Here is a 6,115-nt window from a genome sequence, read left to right as displayed (position 1 = left end):
GCGGGCGGGGGCGAGGTAGCGCTCGGCGCGCGCGCCGGATAGCGGAGGGAGGCCGGCCGTCTCGCGCAGCGCGGTAGCGGCGGCGGTGAGCAGCACGGCACGTTCCGGCTCATCTTCGCGGACCGCGAGCGCGGCGAACGACTCGAGGCCGCGCGCTACCCCGATACGGGTTCCGGTGTCCCGGCTGAGCCGCAGGCTTTCCGTGAGGTGCTCCCTGGCGAGCGTGGTCGCCCCTGCCTCGGTCGCCACGCGGCCGAGCCCGGACAGGCAGCGCGCGATCTCCGGCCGGGCGTTGATCTCCCGCAGGTATGCCAGCGCCTCCATGTACTGCTGGCGGGCGTCGGCGAAGTCGCCGCGCATTCGCGCCAGGTCGCCGAGACCGAGCTGGGCGCGCGCGACACCCCAGCGGTGGTCGATGGCGCGCATCACGTCGACCGACGCGCTGGCCAGTTCGGCCGCCTCGCGCATCCGGCCGCGCAGCCCGGCCACCGCGGCCCTGATGCCGAGTGCCCAGCCTTCGTTCCAGCCGTCGCCCGCCGCCTCGGCGATCCAGGCCGCCTCCCTGCCGAACTCCTCCGCCTGGTCCGGCCGCCCGGTGTGCACGGCGATCTCGCTGAGCAGGTTCAGCCCGGCGGCGGTCCAGAAGTCATCGCCGGCGTCCCGGCACAAGTCCACTCCCGCCCGCGCCGCGGGCTCGGCGGCCGCCGGGTCGTTCGACAGCGTGAGCTGCGCGCGGCCGATCAGCGCAGGACCGCGGATCCCCGGGGGCACGCCGGCCGCCTCGTCGCTGGCAAGGAACGCGTCCACCCACGCACAGCCCATCGCGAACTCACCGCGGACCAGCATGCAGGGCCGGATAGCGGTGCAGATCCGCAGCCCGGACCCGACGTCGCCGTCGGCGAGGCACTGGCTCAGCACGAGCCAGACGTTGTGCGCGTCCACGTCGTACCTGCGGAACACGTCCACCCGGTCCTGCCATGGCGCGGGGACGAGCGCCATGCCCACCGCGAAGTTCCGCTCCGCCTCGGCGAGCACGTAATCGCGGAGCCTGCTGGCGATGGCGGCCGCCTCGCCCGCCGCGGCAAGCCGGTCCGCCGCGTACTCGCGGATCGTGTCGAGCATCCGGAACCGGGCCTGGCCGAGCACTGCCGGCTCGCGGATCACCAGCGACTTGTCCAGCAGCGCGCCCAGCGTGTCCAGGACACTTCCGGCCGGCACCTGCTCGTCCGCGCAGACCTGCTCCGCCATCTCGACCGACCAGCCGGCAAAGTAAGACAGCCGTCGCAGCAGCACCTGCTCTCGCTGCGAGAGCAGGTCGTGGCTCCAGTCGATCGCGGCGCGCAGCGTCCGCTGGCGCGGCGGCGCGGTCCGGTCCCCGAGCGTCAGCAGCCCGAACCTGTCGGCCACCCGCATCCGGATCTGGTCGACGGTGAGCGTGCGGAGCCGGGCGGCGGCCAGCTCGATCGCCAGCGGGATCCCCTCGAGGGAACAGCAAAGTTCCGCGATGGCGCCGGCGTTCTCCGGGGTGAGCGCGAAACCTGGGGCAGCAGCCAGCGCCCGTTCGGAAAAAAGCTGGACAGCATCCCCCGGAGACGTGCCGGTGGCGGTAACGGGCAGCGGCGGCACCAGCCAGACCGTCTCACCGGCGACCCGCAGCGGCTCGCGGCTGGTGGCCAGCAGCCGGAGCTCAGCCGAGCTAGCCAGCAGCCGCTGGCTCAGCCGGGCGCACGCGTCGAGCAGGTGCTCGCAGTTGTCGAGCGCGAGCACCAGCCTGCGCAGACGCAGCGCGTCGGCCAGCGTGTCGAGCAGCGGCCGGCCGCTCTCCTCCGCGACACCCGCGGCGGACGCGACGCGGGCGGTCACCAGGTCCGGATTGGTCAGGTCGGCCAGGTCCACATAGCAGGCCCCGTCGGGAAATTCGGCGGCCATCGTGGTCAGCGTGCGCAGCGCCAGCCTGGTCTTCCCGATGCCGCCCGGGCCCGTCAGCGTGAGCATGCGAGTCCCGCCCACGAGCTTGCGCAGCTCGGCGAGCTCCCGCTCACGGCCGACAAAGCTGTTAGGTTCCTGGGGCAGGGATGCGCTTATGTCCGCTCCCTCACTTGGCAGGAATGCATCTACACATATACCTACACAATTGTGATGATGCACTGTAGTGCCAGGCAAGTTTAACCTGCTGCCTGTTAGGCACCTAGGTGCTTGCCGTGGTGCGATTTTTCCCGGTAAGTGCAGCGACATGACTCGCATGCCGTTTGTGCCTTGTGCCTGCCGGTTAGTGAGGGACCGGCCGGCACAATCGTGCCCCGGTCGCCGTGGCCGGACCGCCTTGGGGGGGATGCGACGAGACACGCTGGCGTTTGCGCCGAAGCGATGTCGCGTCGCAGGGAGCGGCCACGGCGACCGGTCAGATTTTCAGGGCCTGCCGATCGCCTCGCGGACCGCCGGCACGATCTCCTGCGCGAAGCGGGCCACCGCGACCGGTGCGGGGGTGTCATCCGTGCTGCGGTAGATGAAGCCGCCCGCCCCGTGCTCGAGTACCGCTGCCGTCATCTCCTCGATCCACTGCTTCGCTGACCCGCCGATCCAGCGCCCGTCGTCGTCGCGGTTCTGCGCGAGCGGTTCGGATGTGATGCGGCCGCCGAAGTTGAAGATGTTCGCGACCCCGGCCGGATCCCGGCCCGCCTCGACCGCGGCCGCGTCGATCAGCGGCCGCGACTCGCGGTACCTGGCGCTCAGCCAGTCCGACCCCATCGAAGGAACCCAGCCATCGGCGGTCCGCCCTGTCACCGCGAGCGACTTGGGGTGGACCGAGCCTGTCCAGATGGGCGGTGCGGGAGCCGGGGCCGGCTGAAGACCGGTCACCTGGTAGAACGAGCCGTCGAAGGTAACCGGCTCGCCACCGCCGCACAGCGCCCTGATCAGCGTGATCGCCTCTTCCATCGCGCGCACCGCGGCGCCGGGCGTCAGCCGCGGGATGCCGAGCTGGGGGATCATGTCCCAGATCGCCCCGGCGCCTATCCCGAGGATGACGCGACCGCCGGACAGTGCGGACAGCGAGCTGATCGTGCGCGCCAGCGCGGGCGCGGGCCGCGTCGGCAGGTTGGTCACGATCACGGCTCCGGAGATGGTGCTGGTGCGGCCGAGCAGGAACCCGACCGCGGAGTAGGCGTCTAGCTTGTCGCCGAAATACAGGTGATCCGCGATGGTGAACATGTCGAGACCGCCACGATCGGCCGCCGCCGCTATCTCCAGGACGCCAGGCACGTTACCGACATCCGCACCGTTCCACTGGCCAAGGCTTGCGCCGAAAAGCACACGTCGCTGCGACATTGTGGCGAGTTCTCCTCACGCCGGATGGGCCGTCCGCGCCAGCTTACGGGCAGCAGCGCCAGGCGGAATCGATATACGTCAAGTGACCGATGTCTTCCGGGTGCAAGTTGCACGAGCATTTGTGATGCAAGCGGCAAAGGGTTGCCATTGCGGGCCCTACCTGCCGAAACGGTAGTTCCAACCGAAGAGACTCCCGCGTGGCCGACCTGCGCCAGTCCGTACACCCTGCACGCACGCCGCTGGTCACGCGGGCCAGGTTTCTCCGCGCAAGGAGCAGAGCGTGTTTGTTAAGGCCCTATCCGGTGCGGCATCGTTCGCGGCGTGCCTTCGGCTTTTCCGATGCTACCCACTCGCGGTCACGCCGCACCCCGCGAACGGCGGATACCCGTCGATGGTCCTGATGAGCCGCGCGGCCGGATCGGCCGGGTTCTACGTGCTCACCCACGTCGACGACGACGCGTTCGTCATCAGGTCATGGAACGACTCCCAGGGCGGCAGCCAGGAGATCCGTCCTGGTGAACAGGTCTCCGGCGTCGCCGGCCAGGTGATCAGCAGCGGAATGCCGCTGCCGCACGACGGCGCGCTGCTCGGCTGGGTGACCGACTGCCAGGTCACCGTGATGCTCGCGGTGCACTGCCCGCACCCGGGGACCTGGGACACGCCGGTACCGTTCCCCGAGATCCGGGTCATGCCGATGGCGGGCACCAGCGCCCTGGCGGAATGGCCGCCGTTCACGAGCAGCCCGCTCGAGGACGGGCGCCTGTGGGAGTACGTCGAGTGGGGGCAGATCGTGGACATCGTTCCGCTCGTGACCCGGAGTACCGGGCTCGCGTTCTGGGTGCCGCTGCCGGGGACCCGCGGGGCCAGGGGCGAGGGATTCGTCGTGATCAGCGACAACCTGCCGGGAGACGACTACTGGCTGCCGGCCGGTGTCTACATGGACCACTGGACGCTTCGCGAGGGCATTCAGGCGCCGCCGCCCGGGCGGTTGCTGTCACTGCCCGGCGTCGTGGACCTGGCGCACCAGCTGCGTTAACCGTCGGCCGCGGTCAGCCGTCCAGGAACTTGCTGATCGCCGTCCAGGTGCGCTCGGGCTGATCCGCCTGGTGAACGTGGCCGCAGTCGTCGATCACCTCCACCTGGCTGCCCGCGATGCGGCTGCCGAACTCCTCCGCGTAGGCGACGGGGACGAGCGCGTCCTCACGGCCCCAGACGATCAGCGTGGGCACGCCGATCCTGTGCAGCCGGCGGTCGAGCCCGTGGTCCGCGATCGGCCAGGCGAACTTGGTCGTGCAGCCGAGGTTCCACGCGCCTTGCGCGATCGCTTTGGGGATCAGCGCGGGATCGGCGGGAAGGGCCATGGCCGCCTGGGCCGCCTCGCTGTCCGGGTGGGCGAACAGGTACTTCGGCATGTCCTCAGGCGGCCCCGCCACCATCGCCATGAGCGGGATCGGCGCGTCGTCGCGCCACAGGCCGGGCGGTGACAGCAGCACGAGCTTGCCGAAGAGCCGCGGGAAGCTCGCCGCGAGATCGGCCGCGACCATGCCGCCGAACGACTGGCCGACCGCAACCGGGCGGTCGAGCCCGAGCGCGCGCGTCAGCTCCTCGTAGACGAGCAGCAGTTCCCAGAACGTCTGCACCTGCGAGATCGCGTGCGGGTCGCCCGGCGACGTGCCGGGGTGCTCAGGCGCGTACACCGTATGCCGCATGGCCAGCTGGCTAAGCAGCGGATTCCAGGCCAGCCCGGACAGCGGATGGAAGTACAGCAGCGGCGGCCCGTCGCCGGCGACCTTGACGTGCAGCCGCAGCCGGCCGTCCCAGACCTCGACCGCCTCGTCGCGCACGGCCGCTGGATCCGTCGTCATCGCGCCTGCGCCTCCGTCCGGGCCGACGCCGACGCCAAGGCCGGCGCCGCCGCGGCCGCGCCCGGCCACCAGTGGTGCTGCCAGCCCTCGTCGTCCCAGATCGGCCGCAGCCGCGGCAGCACCTGCTCGGCGAACAGCGAGATGTTCTTCTCGGTCAGATCCCGCGGCATCGAGCCGTTCTGGAGCATCACCAGCAGGTTGCCGATCCGGAACTCGCGCACGAACGCCTCGATCTGGTCGGCCACCGTGGCGGGACTCCCCACGATCGCGACCTGGGTGTCGACGATCTCGGCGTAGGTCGCCGTCTTCATCCGGGAGAGCATCCCGGCGGGCCCGGTGCGGCGCAGCATGCCTTCGATGGCGGCGGGCTCGGCGTAACCCGGCACCGCCATGGCCGTGTGCGGGATCGCGCCCAGGCCCGACCGGTAGTGCGCCTCGAGGTGCTTCCCGTACTCCTTCTCGGCCCGCTCGTCGGTCTCGGAGACGGCGACCACCTGGAGGAAGGCCAGCCGGTACGGGTTTCGGTCGCGGCCCAGTTCCTCCGCCAGGTCCCAGTAGCGGTCGAAGACCTGCCGCCCGGTGAGCTTCGGCCCGTCCCAGCTCAGGTACACGAAGACGTAGTCGCGGGCGAGGATGTCCCGCAGCGTCCCTGGCGAGCCGGTGCCAGGAATCCAGATCGGCGGGTGCGGCTGCTGGATCGGGCGCGGCCAGAGGTTCACCTGACCGTACTTCTCGAAGCGGCCGTTCCAGGGGAAGGGCCGCGGCTCGGACCACGCCTTCAGGATCAGCTCGCGGTGCTCGCGGTAACGCTCGCGGGTCTCGACCGCGGGCAGGGACGCGTTCAGGTTCGCGTCGTAGCTGAGCCCGACCGGGAAGCCGGCGATGAGCCGGCCGCCGCTGATGCAGTCGAGCAGCGCGTACTC

At 70.7% G+C, this 6,115-nt stretch carries 5 protein-coding genes; 1 reads left to right on the top strand and 4 read right to left on the bottom strand.

The annotated features are described in order from the left end of the window. Both WA805_RS23470 and WA805_RS23465 read right to left on the bottom strand, forming a co-directional pair. Window positions 1-1,995, bottom strand: a 1,995-nt coding sequence (locus tag WA805_RS23470; RefSeq protein WP_425243417.1) for an ATP-binding protein, incomplete at its 3' end; no start/stop codon positions are given. Window positions 1,996-2,409: 414 nt separating this feature from the next. Then, complete coding sequence (locus WA805_RS23465) at window positions 2,410-3,327, bottom strand: LLM class flavin-dependent oxidoreductase (RefSeq protein WP_422282362.1); 918 nt, start codon at window positions 3,325-3,327, stop codon at window positions 2,410-2,412. 391 nt (window positions 3,328-3,718) lie between these two features. Here WA805_RS23465 and WA805_RS23460 point away from each other — a divergent pair, with 391 nt between their 5' ends. Next, entirely contained in the window at window positions 3,719-4,363 is a 645-nt protein-coding gene (locus WA805_RS23460; protein WP_422282360.1) for a hypothetical protein, read from the top strand. A gap of 13 nt (window positions 4,364-4,376) precedes the next feature. Here the strand turns inward: WA805_RS23460 and WA805_RS23455 are convergent, their stop codons facing one another. Continuing rightward, window positions 4,377-5,192, bottom strand: a complete 816-nt coding sequence (locus WA805_RS23455) for an alpha/beta fold hydrolase (RefSeq protein ID WP_422324424.1) — start codon at window positions 5,190-5,192, stop codon at window positions 4,377-4,379. Next, the coding region (locus tag WA805_RS23450) for an LLM class flavin-dependent oxidoreductase (RefSeq protein WP_425243416.1) at window positions 5,189-6,115 on the bottom strand (927 nt) is incomplete at its 5' end. The genes WA805_RS23450 and WA805_RS23455, both read right to left, overlap by 4 nt.

This window comes from Trebonia sp., from assembly GCF_049794275.1.
Lineage (GTDB): Bacteria > Actinomycetota > Actinomycetes > Streptosporangiales > Streptosporangiaceae > Trebonia.
The sequence above is the reverse complement of the archived record's forward strand: the minus strand, read 5'-3'. Positions and strand labels throughout refer to the sequence as shown.